At 71.5% G+C, this 25,657-nt stretch carries 24 protein-coding genes; 18 read left to right on the forward strand and 6 right to left on the reverse strand.

Features of this window, described 5'->3' with window-relative positions; translation table 11 throughout:
* The first annotated feature begins 28 nt into the window (after positions 1 to 28).
* From EV372_RS04625 to EV372_RS04635, 3 genes are read left to right on the forward strand one after another with little or no spacing between them, the layout of a single operon-like run.
* Positions 29 to 703 carry a TetR/AcrR family transcriptional regulator gene (locus EV372_RS04625; protein WP_130394999.1) on the forward strand — a complete coding sequence of 225 codons (675 nt, stop codon included), beginning with the start codon at positions 29 to 31 and terminating at the stop codon, positions 701 to 703.
* A 53-nt stretch (positions 704 to 756) separates the two neighbouring features.
* Positions 757 to 1,686 (forward strand): ABC transporter ATP-binding protein, encoded by a 930-nt coding sequence (locus tag EV372_RS04630; protein WP_130395000.1) that lies wholly within the window; start codon positions 757 to 759, stop codon positions 1,684 to 1,686.
* Positions 1,683 to 3,284, forward strand: a complete 1,602-nt coding sequence (locus tag EV372_RS04635; RefSeq protein WP_130395001.1) for an ABC transporter permease — start codon at positions 1,683 to 1,685, stop codon at positions 3,282 to 3,284. Before EV372_RS04630 ends, EV372_RS04635 begins: the two co-directional genes overlap by 4 nt.
* A 76-nt stretch (positions 3,285 to 3,360) precedes the next feature.
* Here EV372_RS04635 and EV372_RS04640 read toward each other — a convergent pair whose 3' ends face one another.
* Positions 3,361 to 3,831, reverse strand: coding sequence for a hypothetical protein (locus EV372_RS04640; RefSeq protein WP_130395002.1), 471 nt, complete (start codon positions 3,829 to 3,831; stop codon positions 3,361 to 3,363).
* A 31-nt stretch (positions 3,832 to 3,862) separates the two neighbouring features.
* Entirely contained in the window at positions 3,863 to 4,960 is a 1,098-nt protein-coding gene (gene rlmN, locus EV372_RS04645) for a dual-specificity RNA methyltransferase RlmN (protein ID WP_130395003.1), read from the reverse strand.
* Positions 4,961 to 5,159: 199 nt separating this feature from the next.
* Between rlmN and EV372_RS04650 the strand changes: the two genes are divergently transcribed.
* Both EV372_RS04650 and EV372_RS04655 read left to right on the forward strand, forming a co-directional pair.
* A complete protein-coding gene (locus tag EV372_RS04650; RefSeq protein ID WP_013154683.1) occupies positions 5,160 to 6,245 on the forward strand; it encodes a suppressor of fused domain protein in 1,086 nt (361 codons plus the stop codon).
* 93 nt (positions 6,246 to 6,338) lie between these two features.
* Positions 6,339 to 7,571: an MFS transporter gene (locus EV372_RS04655; RefSeq protein ID WP_130395004.1), complete on the forward strand. Its 1,233-nt coding sequence runs from the start codon at positions 6,339 to 6,341 to the stop codon at positions 7,569 to 7,571.
* Positions 7,572 to 7,593: 22 nt separating this feature from the next.
* On the opposite strand, the gene EV372_RS04660 is transcribed toward EV372_RS04655, so the two are convergent.
* Complete coding sequence (locus EV372_RS04660; RefSeq protein WP_130398757.1) at positions 7,594 to 7,968, reverse strand: BlaI/MecI/CopY family transcriptional regulator; 375 nt, start codon at positions 7,966 to 7,968, stop codon at positions 7,594 to 7,596.
* Positions 7,969 to 8,603: 635 nt separating this feature from the next.
* Between EV372_RS04660 and EV372_RS04665 the strand changes: the two genes are divergently transcribed.
* The 4 genes from EV372_RS04665 (at position 8,604) to EV372_RS04680 (ending at position 14,670) form a co-directional block, all read left to right on the forward strand.
* Complete coding sequence (locus EV372_RS04665) at positions 8,604 to 12,263, forward strand: multifunctional oxoglutarate decarboxylase/oxoglutarate dehydrogenase thiamine pyrophosphate-binding subunit/dihydrolipoyllysine-residue succinyltransferase subunit (RefSeq protein ID WP_130395005.1); 3,660 nt, start codon at positions 8,604 to 8,606, stop codon at positions 12,261 to 12,263.
* A 146-nt stretch (positions 12,264 to 12,409) separates the two neighbouring features.
* On the forward strand, positions 12,410 to 12,589 hold the full coding sequence (locus EV372_RS04670; protein ID WP_013154687.1) for a DUF6104 family protein: 180 nt from the start codon (positions 12,410 to 12,412) through the stop codon (positions 12,587 to 12,589).
* Positions 12,590 to 12,777: 188 nt separating this feature from the next.
* Entirely contained in the window at positions 12,778 to 13,629 is an 852-nt protein-coding gene (locus EV372_RS04675; RefSeq protein WP_165435961.1) for a DUF4097 family beta strand repeat-containing protein, read from the forward strand.
* Positions 13,630 to 14,670, forward strand: a complete 1,041-nt coding sequence (locus EV372_RS04680; protein ID WP_130395006.1) for a helix-turn-helix transcriptional regulator — start codon at positions 13,630 to 13,632, stop codon at positions 14,668 to 14,670.
* Between the two features lie 69 nt (positions 14,671 to 14,739).
* Here the strand turns inward: EV372_RS04680 and EV372_RS04685 are convergent, their stop codons facing one another.
* Positions 14,740 to 15,870 carry an NAD(P)-dependent malic enzyme gene (locus tag EV372_RS04685; RefSeq protein ID WP_049800314.1) on the reverse strand — a complete coding sequence of 377 codons (1,131 nt, stop codon included), beginning with the start codon at positions 15,868 to 15,870 and terminating at the stop codon, positions 14,740 to 14,742.
* A gap of 447 nt (positions 15,871 to 16,317) precedes the next feature.
* On the opposite strand from EV372_RS04685, the gene EV372_RS04690 reads away from it, so the two are divergent.
* The 7 genes from EV372_RS04690 (at position 16,318) to EV372_RS04720 (ending at position 21,708) form a co-directional block, all read left to right on the forward strand.
* A complete protein-coding gene (locus tag EV372_RS04690; RefSeq protein ID WP_130395007.1) occupies positions 16,318 to 17,244 on the forward strand; it encodes an ABC transporter substrate-binding protein in 927 nt (308 codons plus the stop codon).
* 38 nt (positions 17,245 to 17,282) lie between these two features.
* Entirely contained in the window at positions 17,283 to 18,248 is a 966-nt protein-coding gene (locus EV372_RS04695; protein ID WP_130395008.1) for an amino acid ABC transporter permease, read from the forward strand.
* Positions 18,245 to 19,066: an amino acid ABC transporter ATP-binding protein gene (locus EV372_RS04700; protein ID WP_308210319.1), complete on the forward strand. Its 822-nt coding sequence runs from the start codon at positions 18,245 to 18,247 to the stop codon at positions 19,064 to 19,066. The genes EV372_RS04695 and EV372_RS04700 overlap by 4 nt, the downstream gene beginning before the upstream one ends.
* 137 nt (positions 19,067 to 19,203) lie before the next feature.
* Complete coding sequence (locus EV372_RS04705) at positions 19,204 to 19,791, forward strand: class I SAM-dependent methyltransferase (RefSeq protein WP_130395009.1); 588 nt, start codon at positions 19,204 to 19,206, stop codon at positions 19,789 to 19,791.
* A gap of 83 nt (positions 19,792 to 19,874) precedes the next feature.
* Positions 19,875 to 20,357 carry a GNAT family N-acetyltransferase gene (locus EV372_RS04710; protein WP_130395010.1) on the forward strand — a complete coding sequence of 161 codons (483 nt, stop codon included), beginning with the start codon at positions 19,875 to 19,877 and terminating at the stop codon, positions 20,355 to 20,357.
* Positions 20,358 to 20,482: 125 nt separating this feature from the next.
* The gene (locus tag EV372_RS04715; protein ID WP_013154696.1) at positions 20,483 to 20,908 is read left to right on the forward strand and encodes an ATP-binding protein; all 426 of its coding nucleotides are present in this window, start codon (positions 20,483 to 20,485) and stop codon (positions 20,906 to 20,908) included.
* Positions 20,909 to 20,949: 41 nt separating this feature from the next.
* A complete protein-coding gene (locus EV372_RS04720) occupies positions 20,950 to 21,708 on the forward strand; it encodes an RNA polymerase sigma factor SigF (RefSeq protein WP_061080583.1) in 759 nt (252 codons plus the stop codon).
* Between the two features lie 32 nt (positions 21,709 to 21,740).
* Here the strand turns inward: EV372_RS04720 and EV372_RS04725 are convergent, their stop codons facing one another.
* Positions 21,741 to 22,130: a hypothetical protein gene (locus EV372_RS04725; protein ID WP_071622652.1), complete on the reverse strand. Its 390-nt coding sequence runs from the start codon at positions 22,128 to 22,130 to the stop codon at positions 21,741 to 21,743.
* A gap of 173 nt (positions 22,131 to 22,303) precedes the next feature.
* On the opposite strand from EV372_RS04725, the gene EV372_RS04730 reads away from it, so the two are divergent.
* Both EV372_RS04730 and EV372_RS04735 read left to right on the forward strand, forming a co-directional pair.
* Positions 22,304 to 23,236, forward strand: a complete 933-nt coding sequence (locus EV372_RS04730; protein WP_130395011.1) for a diacylglycerol/lipid kinase family protein — start codon at positions 22,304 to 22,306, stop codon at positions 23,234 to 23,236.
* A gap of 305 nt (positions 23,237 to 23,541) precedes the next feature.
* Positions 23,542 to 23,799, forward strand: coding sequence for a WhiB family transcriptional regulator (locus tag EV372_RS04735; protein ID WP_013154700.1), 258 nt, complete (start codon positions 23,542 to 23,544; stop codon positions 23,797 to 23,799).
* Positions 23,800 to 23,990: 191 nt separating this feature from the next.
* On the opposite strand, the gene EV372_RS04740 is transcribed toward EV372_RS04735, so the two are convergent.
* Positions 23,991 to 25,535: a sensor histidine kinase gene (locus EV372_RS04740; RefSeq protein WP_019608063.1), complete on the reverse strand. Its 1,545-nt coding sequence runs from the start codon at positions 25,533 to 25,535 to the stop codon at positions 23,991 to 23,993.
* Positions 25,536 to 25,657 lie beyond the last annotated feature (122 nt).

A 25,657-nucleotide genomic window follows, 5' to 3' on the forward strand; every position in this document is an offset into this window, starting at 1 on the left:
GGCTGAACAAGCGTTTAATGTATTGAACATGAGTTCAACCGACCGTCCGGACCGGCCCCATGGGGAGTCCGACCTCACGGCGCGCGCCAGGATCCGCGACGCGGCGATCGCCTGCTTCGGCCAGCGCGGGTTCGGCGTGAGCGTGCGGGCGATCGCCGAACAGGCCGGGGTCTCCCCCGGGCTGGTGATCCATCACTTCGGCTCCAAGGACAAGCTCCGGCGGGCCTGCGACGACCACGTCACCGCGGCCGTCAACGAGGTCAAGACGGACACGGTCACCAGCCACGACGGGCAGACCTTCCTCCACCAGCTCGCGACGATGGAGCAGTACACCCCGCTCCTGGCCTACGTCGTCCGCTCCATGCAGGCCGGGGGCCCGCTCGCGGCCTCGCTCTTCGAGCGCATGGTGGCCGACATCGAGGTCTACCTCGCCGCGGGCGAGGCCGAGGGCACCATCCGCCCGAGCCGGGACCCGGCCCGGCGAGCCCGCTACCTGGCCGCCAACTCCCTCGGGTCGCTGCTGCTGTTCCTCACGCTGGGGCGCTTCGAGGAGGAGGTCGACTTCGCCCGGGTCGCGCGCGAGTGGTCGCGGGAGTACATGCTCCCGACCCTGGAGCTGTACACCGAGGGCCTGCTCACCGAGCGCACGATCCTCGACGCCTACCTCCTGTACGTCGGCGATCCCCCCGAGGATCCCCGCTGACCGCCCCGAACCCCCGTCCCCGACCCCCACCACGCACGGAGGGAACGACGACCATGACACCAACCGCCATCGAGGTCCGCGGCGTCGACAAGAGCTTCGGCCGCTTCCAGGCCCTGGACAAGCTGGACCTGACCGTCCGCACGGGCCAGGTCTCGGGCTTCCTCGGGCCCAACGGCTCCGGGAAGTCCACCACCATCCGCGTCCTGCTCGGTCTGCTCAGGGCCGACGCCGGGACGGTGAGCCTGCTCGGCGGCGACCCCTGGCGGGACGCCGTCGCCCTGCACCGGCGCCTGGCCTACGTGCCCGGCGACGTCACCCTGTGGCCCAACCTGACCGGAGGGCAGGCGATCGACCTGCTCGGGCGGCTGCGCGGCGGACTCGACCCCGCACGCCGCCGGGAGCTGCTGGCCCGCTTCGAGCTGGACCCGACCAAGAAGGCGCGCGCCTACTCCAAGGGCAACCGGCAGAAGGTCGCCCTGGTCGCCGCCCTGGCCTCCGACGCCGAACTGCTCATCCTCGACGAGCCCACCTCCGGCCTGGACCCGCTCATGGAGGCCGTGTTCACCGAGTGCGTCCTGGAGGCCAAGGCCCGGGGCCGCACCGTACTGCTCTCCAGCCACATCCTCTCCGAGGTGGAGAAGCTGTGCGACACCGTCACCATCATCCGCAGGGGGCACGCGGTGGAGTCGGGCACCCTGGACGACCTGCGCCACCTCACCCGCTCCGCCGTGCGCGCCACCGTCACCGGGGACGCGCGGGTCCTGGAGGGCACCCAGGGGGTGCACAACCTGCGGCTCGACGGCGACACCGTCGCCTTCGACGTGGACAACACCCGCATGGGCGCCGTCATGGGCACGCTCACCGGCCTCGGTATCCGCTCCCTGGTGAGCAACCCGCCCTCCCTGGAGGAGCTGTTCCTGCGCCACTACGGCGACGAGCTGGCCGAGCGCGGGGCCGACCGGAACGGGGGGAGGGCCGCATGAACGCGTTCACCGGCACCGGCGCCCTCATCCGGTTCGTCCTGCGCCGCGACCGCGTCCGGCTGACGGTCTGGACCCTGGCCCTGGTCGGCACCGTCGCCGCGACCGTCCCGGCACTGGACGCGATGTTCACCACCGACGCCCAGCGCCAGGCCCGGGCGGCGCTCATGCGGACCCCCACGGGAATCCTCTTCGGCGGCCCCGGGTACGGGCTGGACGACTACCAGCTCGGCCCGATGGTGGTCAACGAGCTGACCATGAGCGTGCTCATCGGCCTGGCGGTCATGAGCGTCCTGCACGTGGTCCGGCACACCCGCGCCGAGGAGGAGAGCGGCCGCGCCGAACTGCTGCGCGCCAGCGTCCTCGGGTCGGGCGCGCAGATGACCGCCGCCCTGGTCACGGTCTCGGTCGTCAACCTGGTCATCGGCGGCCTGACCGCGCTGGCCATGGCGGGCAGCGGTCTGGCGGCCGCCGACTCGGCGGCCTACGGCCTGGGGCTGGCCCTGGCCGGGATCTCCTTCGGCGCCGTCGCCGCCGTGTGCGCGCAGGTCGCGGAGCACGGCCGCGGCGCGGCGGGCCTGGCCTTCCTGGTCACCGGCGTGCTGTTCCTGTCCCGGGTCGTCGGCGACACGGCCGAGGAGGGCGGCAACGCGCTGTCCTGGCTGTCGCCGTTCGCCTGGGTCCAGCAGACCCGCGTGTTCGACGACCTGCGCTGGTGGCCGCTGGCGCTGTACGCGGTCCTGGTCGCGGTGCTCTTCGCGCTGGCCTACGCCCTGGCGGACCGGCGCGACCTGGGCGCGGGCCTGGTCCCCTCCCGGCCCGGTCCGGCCGGCGCGGGCAGGCTGCTCGGCGGAGTCTTCGCGCTGCACCTGCACCAGCAGCGCGGGGCGATCCTGGCCTGGACGGCCGCGGCCCTCCTCTTCGCCCTGGCCTTCGGCGCGGTGGTCACGGAGGTGGACGACATGCTGGAGGAGATCCCCGACATGGTGGCCATCGTGGGCGGCGGCGGAGCCGACGACGTCGTCGGGGGCTTCCTCGGCGTCATGGGCGGCTACGTGCTGATGGCCGCGTCGGCCTACGCGGTCGTCTCAGTGCTGCGGGCCCGGACCGAGGAGGTCTCGGGGCGCGCGGAGCTGACCCTGTCCGCGGCCGTGGGGCGGGCCCGCTGGCTCGGCGGCGCCCTGCTGGTCAGCGCCCTGTCCTCTGCGCTGATCGTGGTGGCGGGCGGCGTCGGCACGGGGCTGGGCGCGTCCGCCGCCCTGTCGGACCCCTCCTGGACCTGGACGACGACCGGGGCCGCCCTGGCCCAGCTGCCGGTGGCCCTGCTGTTCGCCGGGCTGACCGGGCTGCTGGTGGGGACGGCTCCGCGCCTGGTCCCCCTGGTGTGGGCGTGGCTGGGCTACAGCCTCCTGGTCACCATGTTCGGTGTCCTGCTCGACCTGGACGACCTGCTGCTGGACATGAGCGCGTTCGAGCTGCTGCCCCAGCCGCCGACGGAGGAGTTCGACGCCGTCCGGTTCGCCGCCGTGCTGGGGGCCGCGCTCGCGGCCAACGCGATCGCACTGGCGGGCTTTCGCCGCCGGGACCTGGCCAGCGTCTGACGGGGACGCGGTCCGGGGGCCGTCGGACCGGGAACCGGTCCGGCGGGCCCCGGGCCGCGGGAGGTGCGGACCGCGCTCAGGGCAGGAAGGACAGCCCCCAGGCGGGTGCGAACACCACGACCAGGAAGCGCGCGGTGCGGGTGACGAAGGTGATCAGGGCGAACAGCACGACGTTCATCCGCACCACCCCGGCCAGAACCGACACCACCACGAACGGCGGGACGCTGGCGAAGGAGCTCACCGCCACCAGGCCCGCGCCCCAGGCGGGCCGCTCCTCCGCCCTGCGCCGCCAGCCCTCGGCACGTGCGGCCCACTTGCCCGGCGTGGCGCTCCTGCGGCGGATCCACGGCGCGGAGAGCGTCCCGCGCCCGGCGTAGTAGTAGGGCAGCTTTCCCAGGGTCTGCCCGACCCCGGCCGCCACCGCCATGGCGACCAGGGCGCCGTCGTCCATCGCGATGACGGCGCCCACCAGGTAGACCTCGATGTTGAGGACCGGGACGAGCCCGGAGACGAGGGCGACCGCGAAGGCCAGCGCCGTCTCGATCACCCCGTGCTCCCGGGCGCCGTGGGCGGGCCGGTCAGTTCTCGGCCGCCGCGAGCTGCCCGCACGCGCCGTCGATCTCCTGTCCGCGGGTGTCGCGGACGGTCACCGCCACCCCGTGCGACTCCAGCCGCCGCACGAACTCGCGCTCGTCCTCGGGACGCGAGGCCGTCCACTTGGACCCCGGGGTGGGGTTGAGCGGGATGAGGTTGACGTGCACCAGGTGGCCCTTGAGGAGCTTGCCCAGCAGGTCGGCCCGCCAGGCCTGGTCGTTGATGTCCTTGATCAACGCGTACTCGATGGAGACCCGGCGGCCCGTGGTGCCCGCGTAGCGCCAGGCGGCGTCCAGGACCTCGTCGACCTTCCAGCGGGTGTTGATGGGCACCAGCTCGTCGCGCAGCTCGTCGTCGGGGGCGTGCAGGGAGATCGCGAGGCGGACCTGCATCCTCTCGTCGATGAGCTTGTTGATCGCGGGCACCAGGCCGACCGTGGACACGGTGACCCCGCGCTGGGAGATGCCCAGGCCGTTGGGGACGGGGTCGGTGATGCGGCGCACCGACTGGAGCACGCGCTTGTAGTTGGCCATGGGCTCGCCCATGCCCATGAACACGATGTTGCTGATGCGGCCCGGGCCGCCGGCGACCTCGCCGTCGGCCAGGTCGCGGGCGCTGGCGACCACCTGGTCGATGATCTCCCCGGTGGAGAGGTTGCGGGTCAGGCCCGCCTGGCCGGTGGCGCAGAACGGGCAGTTCATGCCGCACCCGGCCTGGGAGGAGATGCACAGGGTGACGCGGTCCGGGTAGCGCATGAGCACCGACTCGAACAGCACCCCGTCGAACGCCTTCCACAGGGTCTTGCGGGTCATGCCGTTGTCGCAGGTGATGTGGCGCACGGGCGTGAGCAGGGTGGGCAGCAGCGCCTCGCCGAGCCGCTCCCGGGAGGAGGCGGGCAGGTCGGTCATGGCCGAGGTGTCCGACACCAGGGAGCCGAAGTAGTGCTGGGCGAGCTGCTTGGCCCGGAAGGGCTTCTCCCCCAGCTCGCGGACGACCTCGGCCCGCTCGTCGGGGCTGAGGTCGGCCAGGTGCCGGGGAGGTTTGGCACGACGGGGTGCGACAAAGGTGAGCTCGGCGGGCATACACAGTCCGTAGGAAGTGGAGTCGGTGGTCTGGCGCCCGGGCGCGGACGGCGGCGGGAACGTGTCGTTATACGACTTATACGCCGCCGCGGTGCAGCTCCGCCTGTCAGGGCACTACCGTCGATTCTACGCACTGCGCGGACGGTCCTGACGGGTCCGTCCGGCTACGACGACCGGGGATCGGTGTGTGGGAGGGCCGGTGACAGGGATCGACGTCCTGCTCGACGAGATCAGCCCGTACCAGAGCCGACGCGTCGTCGTCGAGTGTGACTCCCACACCACGGCCGCCTACCTGCTGGACGCGCGCGGGCGCATCCGCGTCCCGGTGTGGCTGGCCAACCACGAGATCGCGCCGCGCACGAGCGAGTCCGGCGGGCTGTACGAGGGCCGGGCCCCGCTCATGCCCGAGGCCTACACCAAGCACCCGCAGGGCCGCCCCCGCTTCGACCCCGACCGCCTGCGCGCCGTGTGGTTCGAGGAGGGCGACGGGGTCGCCCTGGTGGACGAGGAGGGGCTGCTGGCCGTCATCCCGGGCTGGGCGGAGGCCGACAGCGGGCTGCCGGGGTACGCGCGCGAGGCGATCGGCCGCAGCGCCTACGCCTGGGAGCTGGACTCGGTGCGCGGGCAGCTGTGGCCGCGCGTGGTGCACGCCGAGGCCTACTGGGACTGGCGGCGCGCCTCGGGCGCCTGGCGCAGCGTGCAGCGCACGGTGCTCAGCCACCTCAACCGCAACGTGGGCGAGCCCGGGCACTACTGGGACGTCTCCGACGGCCACCCGCCGCTGCTGCGCGTGTCGGAGCGCCCGCCCACCGCGGACCGCCCGTACACGGTGCTGTCCACGGTCGGGATGTGCGGTCAGCGCATGCCCACCCTGGACCGCTACATGGCCAACACCTCACAGCACGCCCGGGTGGAGCTGGCCCTGGCCACGACGCTGCCCGCGCACCACGCCGCCCGCGTCTTCCGGTGGATCGGCGCCTTCCCCTGGCGGGCGGTGACCTGGTTCGGCACCGGGCACACCGTCAAGTGGCTGGACAACCCCGAGGACCGGGCCATGCGCGGCGGCGCGGGGGCCGTGCTGCTCCTGGAGGACCCCTCCGCCCTGGTCACCCGCCCCGAGCACCGGCCGCCGGACACCGCAGGGCTGTCCTTCCAGGGCGACCCCGTGCGGTGGCTGTGGATCGTGCCGATCACGCGCCCCGAGCACCTGTTCGCCAAGGAGCACGACAGCGCCACCCTGGTGGAGAAGCTGGCCGCCGAGGGCCGCAGCTGGGTGCTGGGTTAGCCCGGGTCCCGGGCACCGCGCGAAAACCCGTTGACACCCCCGAGGCCGGAACGGGATCGTCGCTGCCGTTCGGACGAGCGGGGACGGGGGGCCATGGCGCGCACAGGCGGCGCGGGCGCGGGACTGACCGCCCCGCTGGGGCACCCGGCCTTCCGCGGACTGGTCGCGGGCCGGACCCTGATGGCCCTGGGCAACGGCATGGCGTCGGTGGCGCTGGCCTTCGCCGTGCTGGACGTGACCGGCTCGCTGACGGGCGTGGGACTGGTGGTGGGCGCGCGCTCGGTGGCGAACGTGGCGCTGCTCCTGCTCGGCGGCGTCATCGCCGACCGGCTGCCGCGCGCGCTGGTGCTCCAGGGCGGGTGCGCCCTGGCCGCGTTCTCCCAGGCGGCCCTGGGCGCGCTCCTGCTGACGGGCACCGCCTCGCTGCCGCTGATGATCGCGCTGAGCCTGGTCAACGGCGCCGCCGCGGCGGTGAACCTGCCCGCCTCCGCGGCTCTGACACCGCAGACCGTGCCCCGGGAGCTGCTGCGCCAGGCCAACGCGGCGATGGGCGTGGGCGTCCAGGGCGGGATGTTCCTGGGGATGTCGGCGGGCGGCGTCGTGGTGGGTCTGCTGGGCGCGGGCTGGGCGATCACGGCGGACGCGGCGCTGTTCGCCTGCGCCGGGGCGGCCTTCCTGTCCGTGCGGGCGGCCCGGGCGGACGGGCCGGTGGACACCGGGGACGCGAACGTGCTGCGCGACCTGCGGGAGGGGTGGAGCGAGTTCGTGTCGCGGCCCTGGGTCTGGATCATCGTGCTCCAGTTCATGGTCGTCAACGCGGGCTGGTCGGCGGCCACGGCCGTGCTGGGTCCGGGCATCGCCGACGAGACCTTCGGCCGGACCGCGTGGGGCCTGCTCATGGCGGCCAACAGCGTCGGGCTGCTGGCGGGCGGCGTGCTGGCGGCCCGCTGGCAGCCGCGGCGGGCGCTGGTCTACGGCACGGCCCTGATGACGGCGCACGCCGTGCCCTTCCTGGCCCTGACCGGACCCTCGCCGCTGCCGGTGCTGTTCGCCGCGATGTTCCTGGCGGGCGTGGCGGTACAGCAGTTCGACGTGGCCTGGGAGGTCGCCGTCCAGGAGAACGTGCCGAAGGAGAAGCTGTCGCGGGTGTACTCCTACGACGCGCTGGGCTCGTTCGTGGCGATGCCCCTCGGGCAGGTCGCGATCGGCCCGTTCGCCGAGCGCTTCGGCCCGGCCCCGGCCCTGGTGCTGGTGGCCTCGCTGACGCTGCTGGCCACCCTGGCCGCGGTCTCCTCGCGCAGCGTGCGCACCCTGACCCGCTCCTAGGACGTGTCCGGCGGGCTCCCCGCTAGCTGGCGACGCCGCGCCGGTCCCGGGCCTGGGCCAGCACGCGGTGGAGGCGCGCCACCTCCTCGTCGCTGAAGCGCTCCACGAAGCGCAGCAGGGTGGCGCCGGGGTCGGGCCCGGTGCTGAGGACCTCGTCCATCATCCGCGCGGTGTACTCGGCGTGCGACTCGCGCGGCCAGTACGTCCAGGCGCGGCCGGTCTTCTCCCGGTCCAGCAGCCCCTTGGTGAAGAGGATGTTGGCCACCGTCATGACAGTCGTGTAGGCCACGTCGCGGTCGTAGACCATGTTCTCGCGGACCTGGCGCACGGACATCGGCTCCTCGGACCGCCACAGCGCGTCCATGATGGCCGCCTCCAGTTCACCCAGACCCCTCATGGCCTCCCCGCCCGTCGCGTCCTCGGTTCCGAGGATCGTAGACACGAGGGGGCCTCCCGCGTGGGAGAACTCCGGAGAGCACACAGATCCGCACATCCTCGGCACCGGTCACCGGCGTTTCACCAGCGAACGCGCGTCCGCGCGCGAGGGAAAGAGCGTTCGCGGCCGGGCCCGGGCCCCTCCCGCCCGCTGGGAAGACCGGCGGAGGGAGCCCGGCCGTCCTGCCCGGCCGCTCGCACCCCCTCCGACGGAGGACCGCCCCGGCCGGTTCCCCGAGGAGCACCGTGTTACACGCCACATCCGGCGTGGCCGGACGCGGCCAACAACTTCACATCGTGAAACCCCTGCAAAACCCCGCAAATCAGGCGCTCTCGCGACTCTGGGCTTTGTTACTCGCACGTAGTGGCAGTGTCGATGTGAAAGATTGTTACCTATCTCCTAGTTTCCACACGGTCAGCGTTCCCCGTGCGGAGGCCGGTACAAGTAGCCTTGTACCCGACGAGTGCTGGCCAGGCCAGATGCTTCTCCGTATGCGCGGAACAGCTCCCGCGTTCGTTTCTTGAGCCCGCCTTGCCAGCAGCCACCCGTCTTCCTACACATTCACAAGCGAGCTGCGGAAGTGGGCGATCTCCGCCGTGTCGTCTGAGGCGTCTCAACCCCTGACAGATTTCGGTCCCAACGAGTGGTTGGTCGAGGAGCTTTATCAGAAGTACTTGAACGACCCGAACTCCGTTGACAAGGCCTGGTGGAACTTCTTCGCGGACTACAAGCCCGCGGAGACTGCTGGCGCGAAGGGCGGGAGCGGCGCGAAGGCGCAGGGCGAGAAGGCCCCCGCGGCCTCCGCCCCTAAGAAGAAGCCGACCGCCCCCGCGGCCCCGGCCCCGTCCGCCAAGCCGAAGAGCAAGGACGACAAGGAGGGCAAGGACGAGGCCCTCCAGGTCAAGCAGGAGCGTCTGCGCGGCGCACCCGCGCGGACCGCGACCAACATGGAGTCGAGCCTGGGCCTGCCCACCGCCACCAGCGTGCGCGCGGTGCCGGTCAAGCTGCTCTTCGACAACCGCATCGTCATCAACAACCACCTCCGGCGCGGCCGTGGCGGGAAGGTCTCCTTCACCCACCTCATCGGTTACGCCATGGTCAAGGCCCTCAAGGCCCTGCCGGAGATGAACCACTCCTACGTGGAGGTGGACGGCAAGCCCGGTGTCGCCAAGCCCGAGCACGTGAACTTCGGCCTGGCGATCGACCTCCAGAAGCCCGACGGCTCCCGGCAGCTGGTCGTGCCCTCCATCAAGAAGTCCGACGAGATGGACTTCACGGAGTTCTGGAGCGGTTACGAGGACCTGGTCCGCAAGGCCCGCAGCAACAAGCTGGGCGTGCCGGACTTCCAGGGCACCACCATCAGCCTCACCAACCCCGGCGGCATCGGCACCGTGCACTCGGTCCCGCGCCTGATGCCGGGCCAGGGCACCATCCTGGGCGTGGGCGCGATGGAGTACCCGGCCGAGTTCCAGGGCGCCTCCTCCGACACCCTGGCCGAGCTGGGCATCAGCAAGGTCATGACGCTGACCTCCACCTACGACCACCGCATCATCCAGGGTGCGCAGTCCGGCGAGTTCCTGCGCCGGATCCACCAGCTGCTGCTGGGCGAGGACGGTTTCTACGACGAGATCTTCAACTCGCTGCGCATCCCCTACGAGCCGGTGCGCTGGGTGCAGGACATCCACGTCAACAAGGCCACCCAGCTCGACAAGACCACCCGGGTCCAGGAGCTGATCCACGCCTACCGCGTGCGCGGCCACCTGATGGCCGACACCAACCCGCTCGACCACGAGCAGCGCAAGCACCCCGACCTGGACGTGCTCGAACACGGCCTCACCCTGTGGGACCTGGACCGCGAGTTCCCCACCGGGGGCTTCGGCGGCAAGCAGGTCATGAAGCTGCGCGACGTGCTGGGCGTGCTGCGCGACACCTACTGCCGCACGGTGGGTATCGAGTACATGCACATCCAGAGCCCGGAGGAGCGGGAGTGGATCCAGGCGCACGTCGAGCGCGAGCACGAGAAGCTCGACCGCGACGAGCAGCTGCACATCCTGCACCGGCTCAACAGCGCCGAGGCCTTCGAGACCTTCCTCCAGACCAAGTACGTGGGCCAGAAGCGCTTCTCCCTGGAGGGCGGCGAGTCGCTGATCCCGCTGCTGGACGGCGTGATCTCCAAGGCCGCCAAGGCCGAGCTGGACGAGGCCGTCATCGGCATGGCCCACCGCGGCCGCCTGAACGTGCTGGCCAACATCTGCGGCAAGTCCTACGCGCAGATCTTCGGTGAGTTCGAGGGCAACCTCGACCCGCGCAGCGCGCACGGCTCGGGCGACGTCAAGTACCACCTGGGCACCGAGGGCACCTTCGAGACCCACGACGGCCAGAAGATCCGCATCTCGCTGGCCGCCAACCCGTCCCACCTGGAGACGGTCGACCCGGTCGCCGAGGGCATCGTCCGCGCCAAGCAGGACGTGCTCAACAAGGGCCCGCAGGGCTTCACCGTCCTGCCGATCCTCATCCACGGCGACGCCGCGTTCGCCGGGCAGGGCGTGGTCGCCGAGACGCTGAACCTGTCGCAGCTGCGCGGCTACCGGACCGGCGGCACGGTGCACGTCATCGTGAACAACCAGGTGGGCTTCACCACCTCGCCGTCCGACAGCCGCTCCAGCGTCTACGCCACGGACGTGGCGCGGATGGTGCAGGCGCCGATCTTCCACGTCAACGGGGACGACCCCGAGGCCGTGGTCCGGGTCGCGCACCTGGCCTTCGCCTACCGCCAGGCGTTCAACAAGGACGTCGTCATCGACCTGGTCTGCTACCGGCGCCGCGGCCACAACGAGGGCGACAACCCCGCCTTCACCCAGCCGCTGATGTACGACGTCATCGACGCCAAGCGCTCCACCCGCAAGCTGTTCACCGAGGCCCTCATCGGCCGCGGCGACATCACGGTGGAGGAGGCGGAGTCGGCGCTGCGCGACTACCAGTCGGAGCTGGAGCGGGCCTTCACCGAGACCCGCGAGGTCGAGAAGAAGCCGATCGAGCCCGGCGCCGTGGTCAAGCCCGAGGTGTTCACCGAGGGCCGCCTGGAGCACTCCGCCGTCGAGACGGCGATCAGCACCGAGACGGTCAAGCGGGTCATCGACACCCAGGTGTCGCTGCCCGAGGGCTTCACGCCGCACCCGCGGCTGGCCCCCCAGCTCTCGCGCCGCGCGACGATGGTCGAGACCGACGCGATCGACTGGGCCACCGGTGAGCTGCTGGCCTTCGGGTCGCTGCTGCTGGACGGCCACCCCGTCCGCCTCATCGGCCAGGACAGCCGCCGCGGCACCTTCGGCCAGCGCCACGCCACGCTGATGGACCGCGAGACCGGCGAGACCCACACGCCGCTCAAGCAGTTCGACGACGGCATCACCCGGTTCCACGTGCACGACTCCCTGCTGAGCGAGTACGCGGCCCTGGGCTTCGAGTACGGCTACTCGCTGACCCGTCCCGACGCCCTGGTGATGTGGGAGGCGCAGTTCGGCGACTTCGTCAACGGCGCGCAGACCATCATCGACGAGTACATCAGCGCGGGCGAGCAGAAGTGGGGACAGCGCTCCAGCGTGACCCTGCTGCTGCCGCACGGCTACGAGGGCCAGGGGCCGGACCACTCCTCCGCCCGCATCGAGCGGTTCCTGCAGCAGTGCGCGCAGGAGAACATGACGGTGGCCCACCCCAGCACCCCGGCGAGCTACTTCCACCTGCTGCGCTGGCAGGCCAAGTCGCCGCTGGAGCGCCCGCTGGTGGTGTTCACGCCCAAGTCGCTGCTGCGCCTGAAGGCCGCCACCTCGGCCGCCGCGGACTTCACCTCGGGCCACTTCGAGCCGCTGATCAAGGACGACTCGATCGCGCCGGACAAGGTGCGGCGCGTGGTGCTGTGCTCGGGCAAGATCTACTACGACCTGGACGCGGCGCGCCGCAAGAGCGGTGACAAGCACACCGCGATCATCCGGGCGGAGCGGCTCTACCCGCTGCCGATCGAGGAGATCCGCGAGCAGCTCAAGGCCTACCCCAACGCGGGCGAGGTCCTGTGGGTGCAGGAGGAGCCGGCGAACATGGGCCCGTGGCCCTTCGTCGCGCTGGTCTTCTCCGAGCAGCTGGACCGCCCGTTCACCCGGATCTCGCGTCCGGCCTCCTCCGCGCCCGCGGCCGGTTCGGCCAAGCGCCACGAGGCCGAGCAGCGGGCACTGGTGGACACGGTCTTCCCGCCCGCCGACTAGCGGCCGGAAGAGGCGAGGGGCGTACCGGGTCCTACAGGAGTCGGCGCCGCCAGCGAGGAACGAGCAAGGCGCCGGCGACGACGGAGGGCCCGGTTCTCCGCGCCCCGAGCCCCGGTGCGAGCCTGCGAGCACGTAGAGGGAAGAGCGTGTACTACACCGATCGCGGAATCGAGGAGTTGGAGAACCGCCGCGGCGGCGAGGAGGTCAGCTTCGCCTGGCTCGCCGAGCAGCTGCGGGCGTTCACCGACATGAACCCCGAGTTCGAGACCCCGGTCGACCGGCTGGCCACGTGGCTGGCGCGGCTGGACGACGAGGACGACGAGTAGGGACCGCCTGTGGGGCCCGGGTCAGCGCGACCCGGGCCCCTTCGCGTGCCCGGGGTACCGCCCGCGGCGGCCTCGGGGTTTGCCCGGAGGTCTCCCTGAAACACCCCGCGAACCCGCGACATATCTTGAGTTCGCCGCAGACGCGACATATCGTGAGACCACGGAGCGAGCGAAAGGGGCCGAGCACGATGGCACGTTGGACCATCGACAGGCCGATGACCCAGACCCTGGACGGCATCGTCGCGTTGCGGGTCCGGATCATCGGAGGCCAGGTCAACATTCTTCCCACCGACGACCCGGTCACCTTCGAGGTCACCGACATCGTCGGTGAACCCCTCCTGGTCACACAGGAGGCGGGCATCCTCACCATCCACTACGAGGACCTCACCGGCCAGGGGTTCCTGGACCGGCTGCGGCCGGTCCAGCTCAACAGCTACAAGAGCGTGCAGCACCGCAGGGCCACCGTGAACCTGCGGCTGCCCAAGGACTGCCCGGTCGAGGTCACCACGGCCAGCGCGCCGATCGTCGCCGCCGGGCTCAGCGCCCGCAGTCAGCTGCGGACCGCGACCGGGGAGATCACCCTGGACGACGTCTCGGGCGAGACCGAGATCAACACCGTCTCGGGGAGCACCGCCGTGCGCGACCCCCACGGCAACCTCAAGTTCAACAGCGTGAGCGGCCAGCTGGCGGTGGCGGGCGGACGGCTGTCCGCGCTGAGCGCCAAGACCGTCTCCGGTCAGCTGCTGGTCGACACCGGCGTCGCCCCGGCGGGACGGGTCCGGCTCACCTCGGTCTCGGGCGAGATCGCCCTGCGGGTGCCCTCCGAGACCTCGGCGACCGTGGAGCTGCGCACCGCGGCGGCGCCCGCCAAGTCCGACTTCGGGCTGGACCGGCGCAGCGCCCCGGCCAGGACGATCCTGAGCGGGAGGATCGGCAGCGGCGTCGATCCCGCCTCCATCACCACCAACTCCGCGTCCGGTCGGACGGCGCTGCTGCGGCGCGCGCCCGAGGCGCCGGCCGCGATCCCCGAGGGGGCCTGAATGAGCACCATCTTCGGCCACGGCAGACTACGGCTGTACCTGCTCAAGCTGCTGGACGAGAACCCGCGGCACGGCTACGAGATCATCAGCCTGCTCCGCGACCGCTTCCTCGGCGTGTACTCGCCCTCTCCCGGCACGATCTACCCCCGGCTGGCCCGGCTGGAGGAGGAGGGGCTGGTCACCCACACCGAGGAGGGCGGACGCAAGGTCTACAGCCTCACCGACAAGGGCCGCGAGGAGCTGCGCGAGCGCGAGAACGACCTGAACGACCTGGAGCGGGAGATCACCGACTCGGTGCGCGACATCGCCCGCGCGGTCAAGCAGGACGTGCGCGCGACGATCAGCTCGCTGCGCGACGAGCTCAAGTTCGCCTCCGGGGGCGCGCGCCGCTCCGGAACCGAGGCCCCGGGCGGACCCGCCGGGACCGCTGAGGCCGCCGGGACCGCGGACTCCACCGCCTCGGAGGAGGCCGGTCGGAGCGGGGAGGGGTCGGACGCGTCCGGGAAGGAGTCCGGCGAGCGCGGCGAGCAGTCCGGGCCGGGCTGCGAGGACGGCTCGCGCTGGTCCCGCGAGTGGGAGCGCTTCACGCAGGGCTTCGGCGCGTTCGGCGCCGCCTGGGGCGGCAGGCGCGATTCCGAGCGCCCGTCGCAGGGCCCGGAGTTCGAGCGCGCGCTGCACGACTTCGGCGACCGCGTGCGCGACGTGGTCCGCGAGGCGGGACACGTCGGAGAGGCCGCCGCCACCGACCTGCGGCGCATCCTGGACGACACGGTCGAGGTGATCCGCCGGGACGTGCGGCGCTGGGGCCCGCCCGCCGACCGAGCGGAGGGAACCGGGGACGGGGCCGACGGGACCGCTCCCGCCGGGGAGGGGACCGCCCCCGGGACGGGGAAGGAGGAGCCCACCACCACGGAGGGACCCGCCGCCACCGAGCGGCCGGGGCCCGCCGAGGACGGGCCCGCTCCGGAGGGCGGGACGCGTCCGAGGCCGTCCGCCGATCCCTGGAGCGAGGCGGTCGACGACCCCGGCGACGGCAGGTAGACCCGTACGGCGAGGGGCCCGGAGGGCGGCGCGGGGGCGCGCCCTCCGGGCCCCGTCGTGTCCGGGTCCCTAGCCGCGGACGACGCCGTCCTCACGGGCCTGGGCGGCGACCGCTGCGGCGACCGCCGGGGCCACCCTCTCGTCGAAGGGGCTGGGGATGATGTAGTCGGCGGAGAGCTTGTCGCCCACCAGGTCGGCCAGCGCGGTGGCGGCGGCCAGCTTCATGTTCTCGGTGATGTCCGTGGCCCCCGCGTCGAAGGCTCCCCGGAACACGCCCGGGAAGGCCAGGACGTTGTTGATCTGGTTGGGGAAGTCGCTGCGCCCGGTGGCGACCACGCTCGCGTGCCTGCGGGCGACGTCCGGGTGCACCTCCGGGTTGGGGTTGGCCATCGCGAAGATGATCGCGTCGTCGGCCATGGTGGCGACCACGGACTCGGGGACCTCTCCCGCGGACAGGCCGATGAACACGTCGGCCCCCTCCAGCGCGCTCTCGATGGACCCGCGCAGCCCCGCCCGGTTGCTGATGGAGGCCAGCTCCCGCTTGACGGGGGTCAGGCCCTCGCGGCCTTCGTAGATCATGCCCTTGGAGTCGGCCACGGCGATGTCGCCGATCCCGCCGTCGACGAGCATCTTGGTGACGGCCACGCCCGCGGCGCCCGCGCCGGAGACCACGGCGCGCAGGTCGGCCAGGGTGCGCCCGGTGAACCGGGCGGCGTTGCGCAGCGCGGCCACGGTGACGATGGCGGTGCCGTGCTGGTCGTCGTGGAAGACCGGGATGTCCAGGCGCTCGCGCAGCTGCCGCTCGATCTCGAAGCAGCGGGGCGCGGAGATGTCCTCCAGGTTGATCCCGCCGAAGGAGGGCGCCATGCGCACGACGGTCTCGACGATCTCGTCGACCCCGGTGCAGCCCAGCGCGATCGGCACGGAGTCGACACCGGCGAACTGCTTGAACAGCAGCGACTTGCCCTCCATGACCGGCAGGGAGGCCTCGGCGCCGATGTCGCCCAGGCCCAGGACAGCGGTGCCGTCGGTGACGACGGCGACCAGGTTGCTCTTCCAGGTGTAGGTGTCGACGAGTTCGGGGGACTCGGCGATGGCGTCGCAGACGCGGGCGACGCCGGGGGTGTAGGCGAGGGAGAGTCCCTCCTGGTCGCGGACGTCCACGGACGAGGTCACGTGGAGCTTGCCGCCGCGGTGCATGGCGAAGGCGGGATCGTCGTCACGACGCGGGTTCTGGGAACGCGAAACAGTGGTCACGGCTGAAAACCCCTCAGGTCTTGCGTGTTCCACCCGCCGTCGGCCATGACGGGGGCGGACCTGGCGGTGGTGCGGACCGCGCGCGAAGACGTGACGATTGCTAGGGGGCCCTCCTCGGCGCCGGTCGGCCATGACCGGTGGTGTCGCCGGGGAGAGTCGTTCTTCGCCGGACTCCTATACGAGTTGCTGCGCGGCCGCCTCTCACGGGGATGACCCGTTACGCAATCCTCTCACAACGGTGACCACAGGAACATCGCGGGTGTGCACGATGGGACGGCACCGGCTTCTGAGTGTTAAAAGAAGATTGTCCTGAATGTCGTTCCGGCTCGGGCGGTCGGGTCACGAACCCGCCCCCACCAGGCGTTACGCGCCCCCGAAGGAGACCCCGCGATGGCTCTGCACAAGTCCCTGCCCACGCCGTTCGCCCTCGGCGCCCTGTCCCTCGCCGGCGTCCTGGCGCTGACCGCCTGCGGCGGCGGGGACGGCGGAGGCGCGGAGGAGTCGGCCGCCCCCGAGGCGCCCTCCGTCGAGGTCGACGAGGAGCTCGCCGCGCTCGTGCCCGCCGACGTCGCCGAGGCCGGGACCGTCACGATCGGCGTCGAGGCCTCCTACCCGCCCGGCGAGTACCTGGACGCCGACGGCGAGACCGTCCTCGGCTTCAACGTGGACCTCGTCAACGCCGCCCTGGCCAAGCTCGGCCTGGAGGCGACGTGGGAGCCCACCGCCTTCGACTCCATCATCATCGGTGTGGACACGGGGACCTACGACCTGGGCTCCTCCTCCTTCACGGTCACCGAGGAGCGCATGGAGCAGGTCAACATGATCAGCTACTTCTCCTCGGGCACCCAGTGGTTCGCCCAGGCGGGCAACCCCCAGGGCGTGGACCCCGACAACGCCTGCGGCATGCGGATCGCGGTGCAGTCCAACACCACGCACGACACCGACATCGAGGAGCGCAGCGCGGCCTGCGTCGACGCCGGTGAGGACGCCATCACCATCCAGAAGTTCGAGAGCCAGCCGCTGGCCACCGAGACGGTCGTCTCCGGCGTCAACGACGCCTCGCTCGCCGACATGCCGACCTCGGCCTACGCTCTGGAGCAGACCGGCGAGGGCGTCCTGGAGTTCATCGGCGAGCAGTACAACGCCGCCCCCTACGGCATCCTCACCAACAAGGAGGACGCGGAGCTGGCCGAGGCCGTGGCCGCCGCCTTCAACGCGCTCATCGAGGACGGCACCTACGCCGAGGTCCTGGGCGAGTGGGGCGTGGACTCCGGCGGCATGGAGTCCGCCGAGGTGAACCCCGACGTCGCCGAGTGAGCAGGCCGACCGACACCCACTGAGCGAAAGACCGACCCTTGTCCTCACCGACCGAACCGACGGACGGCCCGGTGTCGAAGACCTCGACACCGGGCCGTCCGGCCGACCACGTCACCGCCGTCCCCGTGCGCTACCCCGAGCGGTGGGTCGCCGCCGGGGTCATCCTCGTCCTCGCGGCCATGTTCGTGCACATGCTGTTCACGAACGACGCCTTCAACTGGCCGTTCATGTTCGACCACATGTTCTCCGAGCCGGTCGTGCGCGGCGTGTGGATCACCCTCAGCGCCACCGTGCTGTCGATGGTCATCGGCGTCGTCCTGGGCATCGTCCTGGCGGTGATGCGGCTGTCGGGCAACCCCGTCCTGGTGGCCGTCTCCTGGCTGTACACCTGGTTCTTCCGGGGCGTGCCCCGCCTGGTGCTGGCGGTGCTCTTCGGCAACATCGCCATCCTGTACCAGACCATCGCGTTCGGGCTGCCCTTCGACAACTACTGGATGCCGTGGCTGGGCCTGGAGGGCGACGCCCGCTTCTTCGAGATCGACACCCGCACCGTGCTGAGCGGCTACACCGCCGGCCTGCTGGCCCTGTCGCTGTCCGAGGGCGCCTACATGGCCGAGATCATCCGCGCGGGCCTTCAGTCGGTCAACAAGGGCCAGACCGAGGCCGCGCAGGCGCTGGGCATGGGCAAGGGCCGGGTCCTGCGCCGGATCACCCTGCCGCAGGCGATGCGGGTGGTCGTGCCGCCCACGGGCAACGAGACCATCGCCATGCTCAAGGACACGGCGCTGCTGGCCTACGTGCCGGTGACCATCGAGCTGTTCTACCAGCTCCAGGCCATCGGCTCCCGGACCTACCAGATCTTCCCGATGCTGGTCGCCGCGTGCCTGTGGTACCTGGCCATCACCAGCGTCCTGATGGTGGGCCAGTACTTCCTCGAACGCAGGTTCAACCCCGGCCAGTACGGCAGTATCCGCGACCGCATCGCCGGAGGGGCGCACAGGTGAGCGACAAGACGAAGGACCCGGGCGTCGTGGAGACCGCCGAGGGCGCCACGCTGCCCGCCGACGCGCTCGTCGTGGCGGAGAACGTGCGCAAGAGCTTCGGCCGCCTGGAGGTGCTCAAGGGCATCGACCTCCAGGTCGGGCGCGGCGAGGTCATGTGCGTGATCGGCCCGTCCGGGTCGGGCAAGTCCACGTTCCTGCGCTGCGTCAACCACCTGGAGAAGCTCACCGCCGGACGGCTGTGGGTCAACGGCGAGCTGATGGGCTACCGGCAAAAGCGCGGCAGGCTCTACGAGCTGCGCGACAACGAGATCGCCGCCCAGCGCAGCGACATCGGCATGGTCTTCCAGCGCTTCAACCTGTTCCCGCACCTGAGCGTCCTGGGCAACATCACCGAGGCGCCCGTGCAGGTCAAGCGGATCCCCCGGAGCCAGGCCAACGCCAAGGCCATGGAGCTGCTGGAGCGGGTGGGCCTGCCCGACAAGGCCGACGCCTACCCCGACCAGCTCTCCGGCGGCCAGCAGCAGCGCGTGGCCATCGCCCGCGCGCTGGCCATGGAACCGTCGCTGATGCTGTTCGACGAGCCCACCAGCGCCCTGGACCCGGAGCTGGTCGGTGAGGTCCTGGACGTCATGCGCGACCTGGCCCGGGGCGGGATGACCATGGTGGTCGTCACCCACGAGATGGGGTTCGCCCGCGAGGTCGGCGACTCCCTGGTCTTCATGGACGACGGCCTGGTCGTGGAGTCGGGCACGCCCGCCGAGGTGCTCTCCAACCCGCGCCAGGAGCGCACCCGGGCGTTCCTGTCCAAGGTGCTCTGAGGGCTCCGGGGGGCCGCCGCGACCCCGCCCCCGGGCGCGGCGGCCGGTACCGGCCGGGGAAACACCCCCGGATCCCTTGACCGCGCGGCGGCGCGTCGCCAGAGTCGTGGTGTACGCGCCCCGCTCGGGAGAGGCACATGGACGCTCGCACGGACCACACACGCAGGCGCTGGGACCGCATGGCCGCCTACTGCGAGCACAGCGAGCGCTTCCAGAGCCCCGCCATGCGCCGCACCCGCGAGATCCTGTGCGCCGGGGCGCGCGGCGAGACGCTGGAGGTGGCGGTCGGGACGGGCCGCAACCTCGCCCACTACCCGCCGCAGGTGCGCCTCACCGCCGTCGACGTCAGCCCGCGCATGCTCGAACGCGCCCGCGACAGGGCCGAGGAGCTGGGCAGGGCCGTGCGCTTCGTGGAGGGCGACGCCCAGGAGCTGGACTTCCCCGACCGGGCCTTCGACACCGTCCTGTGCACGCTGGCGATGTGCGCCGTCCCCGACCAGGCGCGCGCCCTGGCGGAGATGTACCGCGTGCTGACGCCGGGCGGCAGGCTCCTGATGGTCGACCACATCGAGTACGCCCGCATGCCGGGGCGGCTGCTGGAGCGGCGCCGGGAGAACCCGCGCCGCCTGCCCCGGGAGGTCGCCGTCGAGGCCGGGTTCGAGGTCGTCCACCACGACCGGCTGTTCCTGGGACTGGTGGAGCGGGTGGTCGCCCACCGGCCCTGAGCGGGCCCGTAGCGCGGGGGCGCCCCGCCGCAGCGCATACCCTGGGGGCGACCGTGTCCCCGCCGCGCGCCCGAGGTGGTCCGATGATCCGTCCCGCACGTCCCGACGACGTTCCCGTCATCCACGCCCTGGTGTGCGAACTCGCCGAGTACGAGAAGGAGCCGGACGCGGTCGTCGCCACCGAGCAGGACCTGCGCACCGCCCTCTTCGGACCGGACGCGGCGGTGTTCGCGCACGTGGCCCAGGAGGACGGGGACGGCCCGGTCGTCGGGTTCGCGCTGTGGTTTCGCAACTACTCCACCTGGACCGGCAGGCACGGCATCTACCTGGAGGACCTGTACGTGCGCCCCGGGGCGCGCGGTCGGGGACACGGCCTGGCCCTGCTGCGGACCCTGGCGCGGATCTGCGTGGAGCGCGGCTACACCCGGCTGGAGTGGTCGGTACTGGACTGGAACGAGCCCTCGATACGGTTCTACGAGTCCCTGGGCTCGCACCCCATGGACGGGTGGACGGTCCGCCGTCTGGACGGCGGCGCGCTGGACGCACTGGGCTCCGAGGAGCCCTGAGACCGGCCGTCCGTCCGGCCTTTCGCCCCGGATCGTGTGGACACGATCCGTTCGCCCTGCGTCAGTGGCAGGGTAAACCAGATACATTGCTCTCAAGCGGCAACCCCGCCCCCCGAAGGAGGGACGTGACCGAAGAAACCGCTGTGCCCACGGCCGACGCCATCGGCGTCCGGGACGCTGTCACCGTCAACATGCCCGCGGACAGCGCCTACTTGTCCGTTCTGCGGACGGCGACGGCGGGTCTGGCCGCGCGACTGGACTTCACCCTCGACGAGATCGAGGATTTGAGGATCGGTGTCGACGAGGCCTGCGCCATGCTCCTCTCCCAGGCGCTGCCGGGCACGGAACTGACCACGGAATTCGAACTCACCCCCGACGGGATGCGCATCTCCGTCTCGGTGCTCACCGCGGACGGGCGCCTTCCCGCCCGCGACACCTTCGCCTGGACCGTCCTGTCCGCTCTCGCGGGAGAGGTCGACGCGGGGGTCGGACCGGACGACCGTGTCCACATCGTCCTGTACAAACGCCGCGGCACACTGGAGTCGGCGTGAGCGAGAGGGGGCCCGCTCTGACAGCGAAGACCGAGCACGCGGTGCCCGACAGGGCCCGCGCGAGAGAGTTGTTCGAGCGCCTCGGCGAACTCGAGGCGGACTCCGAGGAGCGCCGGCGGATCCGCGACGAGCTGGTGGAGCTCCACCTGCCCTTGGTGGAGTACCTGGCCCGCCGCTTCCGCAACCGCGGCGAGTGGCTGGACGACCTCACCCAGGTGGCCACGATCGGGCTGATCAAGTCCATCGACCGGTTCGACCTGGAGCGCGGGGTGGAGTTCTCCACCTACGCCACCCCCACCATCGTCGGTGAGATCAAGCGGCACTTCCGCGACAAGGGCTGGGCGGTGCGGGTTCCCCGCCGCCTCCAGGAGCTGAAGCTCTCGCTCACCAAGGCGGTCAGCGACCTGTCGCAGCGGGAGGGGCGCTCCCCGACCGTCGCCGAGCTCGCGGCGCACCTGCAGATGACCGAGGAGGAGGTGCTGGAGGGCCTGGAGTCCGCCAACGCCTACTCGACGGTGTCGCTGGACGCGCCCGACAGCGGGGACGAGGACGCGCCCGCGGTGGCCGACTCACTGGGCATCGTGGACGAGTCCCTGGAGGGCGTGGAGTACCGGGAGTCACTCAAGCCGCTCCTGGAGCAGCTTCCGCCGCGGGAGAAGCGCATCCTGCTGCTGCGCTTCTTCGGCAACATGACGCAGTCGCAGATCGCCCAGGAGCTGGGGATCTCGCAGATGCACGTGTCCCGTCTGCTGGCCCGCACCCTGGCGCAGCTGCGCCAGGCGCTGACCACCGACGACTGACACCCGAGCGGTCGCCGCGGGCGGCCGCGGCGCTACTTCCCCCGCTCGTCGGGGAAGAGCGCCGCGGTCGTCGGCGGCGAGAGCACGGCGGCGGAGGCGCACACCGCCACGGCCGCGAGCACCGCGGCGAACGCGTACTGCTCGCTGGTGAACATGTAGTAGGCCACCACGGCCAGGAAGAGCTGGGTGACGAACACCGGCGTGCGCGCCCAGTCCCGCAGCTGCCAGAGCCCGCGTGCGACGAAGACCAGCAGCGCGCCCGCGCCCAGCCCCAGGGCGGTCAGGGGGATCGCGCTGGTCAGGTCGCTGGCCCGACCGGTGATCGCGGTGAACAGGCTGTAGACCCCGCTGGCCGCGGCGGCCAGCCCGATCAGGGCCTCCAAGGCGGCGGCGATGACGATGGTGACGGGACGCGAAGACACCTGACGAGCCTATACGCGCTCCGGGGGTCCCTCCCCTCGGCCCCGGCTTCGCACACACGGCGCCCGCCCGCGCGGGAGGAGCGCCGCGCGCGGCGTCCCCTGAGGGCGGCGGCGGGCTACGGGCGGGCCGAAGCGGAGCGGGGGCCCCGGGAGTTACGCCCTAGACTGGCGTGGTGCGCGCCCTTCTCATCATGAATCCCCAGGCCACCACGACCACGTCACGCACGCGTGAGGTGATCATGGGCGCCCTGGCGTCGGAGCTGGACGTCACCGTGTCCGAGACCGAGTACCGCGACCACGCGGGCGAGCTGGCCCGCGAGGCGGCCGGGAACGGATACGAGCTGGTGCTGAGCCTGGGCGGCGACGGCACCGTCAACGAGGTGGTCAACGGCCTCCTGACCACCCCCGAGGGGCTCAGGCGCCCCCGCTACGCGGTGATCCCCGGCGGCAGCGCCAACGTCTTCATCCGCGCCCTGGGCGTGCCCGGCGACCCGGTGGAGGCCACCGGCGTCGTACTGGAGGCGGTCCGCGAGGGCCGCGAGCGCGAGATCAACCTCGGCCGGATCACCAGCGACCAGGACGACCGCTACTTCACTTTCTGTGCTGGTTTCGGCTGGGACGCCGACGTGGTCCAGCAGGTGGAGAACGAGCGCGCCAACGGGCGCAAGGCCACTCCCGCGCTGTACGCGGAAGTGGCGGTAAAGCTGTTCTTCCAGGGGGATATCCGCGATCCGTCACTAAGCGTGGTCAGCCACGGAAGGTCCCTTGTGGGGGCGTATTTCGCGCTCGTCACCAACACCACGCCCTGGACCTACGCGGGGGCGCTGCCGCTTCAGCCGACCCCGTCCTCGCGTTTCGATCTGGGCCTGGACGCTTTCGCGCTGACCCACTCCTCGCACGCGCTCACGGGGTGGATCCTTTCCCAAATGTTCTTCCCCAAAGGCCTTCCCGCACGTGGGGACGGCTACGTGACGTGGCATGACCAGGACTCTCTCCAGATCACGTCATCCCACCCCAGGGCCTTCCAAATCGACGGCGAATACCTGGGAGACCGCGAACAGGTCAACTTCCACTCTGTACCGAAGGCATTACGAATCGTCTGTTAATTGCGCCGAAAGACGCCATTCCGAGCCACTGTGACGCACCCGACACGCCGAACAGGACCTTTGGCCTCGGCAGCTCTTGCATGGGCCGAACGATCCTGTCACGCTCAAGTTATCGCCGCGAGTTACAGGCGAGTTAATTGGGGCGCTTCCCACATGGCCGTGGGATGAAACCTGGACGGCCCTCGGCCCGAACACCCCTTCCGATGGAATCCATCCATCGGGCGCCCTTCGCCCGTTACGGACGCGCACAAGATCGTGAAAAGCTTCACAAGCCCCCGATCGCCTCACCGTGAGGAGTGGACCGCATGGACTGGCGCCATGACGCAGCCTGCCGTGACGAAGACCCCGAACTCTTCTTCCCCATCGGGAACTTCGGCCCCGCACTGATCCAGATCGAAGAGGCCAAGGCGGTCTGCAACCGCTGCCCGGTCAGCTCCGCCTGTCTGCGCTGGGCCCTGGAGAGCGGCCAGGACGGCGGCGTCTGGGGCGGTACCAGCGAGGACGAGCGGCGCGCGCTCAAGAAGCGCCGCGGTAGCGCCTACCGCACCATGGTCCGCAGCTGAGGCCCCGCACACGCTAGGGCCCCGAGGGTTCCCCGAAGACCCCAAGAAGTCCCGGGAGGCCCCGAGGAGCTCCGGAAGGCCCCGAGGAGTCCCCGCGCGGCGCGGCGGGGACGGCGCCCGGGGCCGTCGCGGGCCGGTGCTTCCGCCGACCCCTCGGAGCGGGCCCGCGCGTGGTCCGCGCGAGCCCCGTCTCAGGGCAGCTCCCCCTCCTCGTGCTCCAGAGGCAGGCTGATCGCCACCTCGGTCCCGCCGCTCTCCTTGGGCTTGATCGCCAGGGTTCCCCCCAGCTCGCCCACGATGAGGGTCCGCACGATCTGCAGGCCCAGGCTCGTGGTGCCCTCCAGGTCGAAGTCCTCGGGCAGCCCCCCGCCGTCGTCGGAGACGGCCAGCTCCAGGCTGCTCGGCCCCGGGTAGCCCGGCTGCGCGTCGAACCGGCGCACCCGCACCTCGATCCGCCCCGGCCCCTGTCCCAGGCCGTGCTCCACGGCGTTCTGCACCAGCTCGGCCAGGACCATCGACAGCGGTGTCGCCACCAGAGCGTTCAGCAGGCCGAAACCGCCGATCCGGCGCGGCACCACCGCGGTGCCCGTGGAGGAGACCTCCGCCGCCATCTGGATCACCCGGTCGGCGATGTCGTCGAAGTCCACCACCTCGTCGGGGGTGTGCGAGAGCATCTCGTGCACGATCGCGATGGACCCGACCCGGCCCACCGCCTCGTCCAGCGCCGCCCGCGCCTCGGGCACGTCCAGGCGCCGCGCCTGGAGGCGCAGCAGGGCGGCGACCGTCTGGAGGTTGTTCTTCACCCGGTGGTGGATCTCCCGGATGGTGGCGTCCTTGGTCATCAGCTCGCGCTCGCGGCGGCGCAGCTCGGTGACGTCGCGCACCATCACCAGGGCGCCGATGCGCACCCCGTCGATGACCAGGGGAATGGCGCGCAGCTGCACGGTGACCCCGCGCGCGTCCACCTCGGCCTCCTGCGGCGCCCGGCCGCTCGCCGTGTAGGTCAGCGCCTCGTCGCGCGCCTCGCCCGGGGCCGCCAGCTCCAGCGTGGTGCGGTCCAGGCGCGCCCCCACCAGGTCGGCGGTCAGGCCGAGCCTGCGGTAGGCCGACAGGGCGTTGGGGCTGGCGTAGACCACCTCGCCGTTCTGGTCCAGGCGCAGCAGCCCGTCGCCGACCCTGGGCGAGCGCACCATCAGGGGCCCCTGGTCGCTGAACGGGAACGCGCCCTCGGCGATCATCTGGGCCAGGTCGCCCGCGCTCTGCAGGTAGGTCAGCTCCAGGCGGCTGGGCGTGCGCGCCGAGCTGAGGTTGGTGCTGCGCTGGATGACCCCGATGAGGTTGCCCTGGCGGCGCACCGGAATGGTCTCCTCGCGCACCGGGACACCGCCCGACCAGTCCGGGTCGCCGTCGCGGCAGATGCGCCCCTCCTCCCAGGCGCGGTCGATCAGGGCCCTGCGCCCGATCACGCGCGGCGCCGAACGGGACGTGACATCGGTCATGTCGTCGCGCAGGACGGTCTCGACCAGGTCGTCCTGGAAGGCGGTGGGCCCGGTGGTGGGACGCATCTGGGCGATGGCCACCCAGCCGTCGTCCTCGCGCAGACGCACCCACAGCACGAGATCGGCGAAGGACAGGTCCGCCAGGAGCTGCCAGTCCGAGACCAGGGAGTGGAACCACTCCAGGTCGGCCTGCTTGAGTGACGTGTGTCGCCAGATGAGATCACTGAGGTGAGGCACTCACAAATCATCCCATGAAGGCGTGCATACTCAAGAGGTACGCACTCGACCAGTGGTCCACACCAATCGGCGGCTGCCACCCCCGCCGTGCCGACCACACCGGGAGGGTTGTGCGGCAAGCG

This window comes from Nocardiopsis sp. CNZ308, from assembly GCF_004217075.1.